The organism is Paenibacillus sp. E194 (assembly GCF_000935845.1).
Classification (GTDB): Bacteria; Bacillota; Bacilli; order Paenibacillales; family Paenibacillaceae; genus Paenibacillus_B; species Paenibacillus_B alvei_B.
Genome location: NZ_JMDX01000460.1, coordinates 1 through 1827, shown reverse-complemented (window position 1 = coordinate 1827; position 1827 = coordinate 1). Strand labels below are relative to the sequence as shown.

The 1827-nt window shown below is 40.8% G+C and carries 2 protein-coding genes; one reads left to right on the top strand and one right to left on the bottom strand.

Features of this window, described 5'->3' with window-relative positions; genetic code table 11:
* Positions 1-56: 56 nt before the first annotated feature.
* Positions 57-1241 (bottom strand): IS256 family transposase, encoded by a 1185-nt coding sequence (locus tag AZ66_RS28885; protein ID WP_044358078.1) that lies wholly within the window; start codon positions 1239-1241, stop codon positions 57-59.
* A 405-nt stretch (positions 1242-1646) separates the two neighbouring features.
* On the opposite strand from AZ66_RS28885, the gene AZ66_RS33205 reads away from it, so the two are divergent.
* The coding region (locus AZ66_RS33205; RefSeq protein WP_231587097.1) for a hypothetical protein at positions 1647-1827 on the top strand (181 nt) is incomplete at its 3' end.

The following is a 1827-nucleotide window of genomic DNA, read 5'->3' as shown; positions in this document are numbered from 1 at the left end:
GGGGAGCGTCAAGAATTTTGTGTAAATGAAAATATCCTTCTCTTGTAGAAGACTAATTAGTCTCTAATGCTGAACATAGCTTGGAGTTCAGCACGTGCTCGATCAAAGCCAATATGGCATCGAGTAGCAAACCGTTGGTTGTAGCTCTCGAACTGCGATACCAGAAACTTCTCTAGTGCTTCTTCGTGTGGAAATTGCTCTTTTCGCTTTGTATACTTCTTAATTTGTTTGTTAAACGACTCAATGAGATTGGTTGAATAGATGCTTTTCCAAATTGGCTTCGGAAAGCTATAGAACGTAAAGATGTATGGGTTCTCACGCAAAGATTTAATTACCTTGGGATAAACTGCTCTCCACTTCTCACAAAAAGCCTCTAGAGCAGCTTTCCCAGACTGCTCATCTTCTGCTCGGTACACAGCTTTGAAGTCATCACAGATGCTTGCCCGATCAGATACGCGTACTTTATGAGCAATATTACGTGCTATATGTACGCAGCATGATTGGTATTTGGCTCTTGGATATACTTGCTCAATTGCTGTGACAATGCCCTTTAATCCGTCGGAGATGAACAACAAGACTTCCTCTACACCACGCTCCTTTACGTCCAATAACAGCTCATTCCATACAAAGGACGATTCGGTTGGAGCAATGGTATACGATAATACCTCCTTAGAACCATCTTCACGAATACCAACGGCAATATACACGGCCTCTTTAGAGACCGTTTCACGCTTAACTGCAATATAGGTAGCGTCGATGTAGACGCAAACATATCGCTTGGCTAGTGCACGTTTTGCAAAGAATTCGACTTGCTGGGCCATTGCCTTTGTCATATTCGATACCGTCTGTGGGGTGTAGTGATGACCATACATTTTTTCGATAAGATCAGCGATTTCCGTCATCGTTACGCCCTTTTGGAACATGTGGATGACAAACGATTCGAGCGTGTCGTTGGAACGTTTATAGGGGGCCACGGTCTGCTGCTTAAACTCTCCATTACGGTCTCTCGGGATCTGAAGCCGCAGGTCTCCATGTTCGGTATGAAGTGTACGTATGTATCCGCCGTTACGAGAGTTTCCAGAATTCACTCCAATACGGTCATACTTTTCATAGTCCAAGAAGGCGGTTAATTCTGTTTCTAACAAGCGATTCATAGCTGCCTCAAGATGAGTGCGAAAAACTTCAGTCACATCCTGTTTTGTGACTAGAGCTTGAACCAAATCTGATGTAAAATGATTCATAGGGAAGACCTCTTTTCTATGGATTGTAGTGTGGTAGCTCAATTCTACAAGAAAAGGTCTTCCTTTTTGCTATTTATCTATTTACACAAGATATTTTACGCTCTCGTACTCTGTAACATTAAAGGTGGAGAAAGTCTACTAAAGCCATAACAATAAGCAATTGAATAGCTAAATTGTTGAGCAGGCTGCTTAAGCCTGCTTATTTTTATTTAACTAAAGGGCATGATAGCGCAAAGCTATTCATGATAAAAACAAAAATCGGCAAATTGAGGTTGAGAGATGATTAATTCTGCTGAAGAATTTGTTAGGCTAAGAATTAGTGGGAAAATGGATGAGTACCTGAAAGCGGCATGGGATGATGCACCTTTTGAGGTTTGGTTAGAAGTAATTAATAAGTAACCTAATATGCGTGAATGGGTAGTACATAATAAATCAATTCCAGTTGAGATAATGGGAATTCTCGTTGACGATGCAGATGAAAGGGTTAGATTTAACGTTGCAACTAAAAATCGGCTACCTGAACACTTACAATTAAAACTGGCAAAAGACTCAGATAACTCAGTCAGACAACGGATTTTATATAACA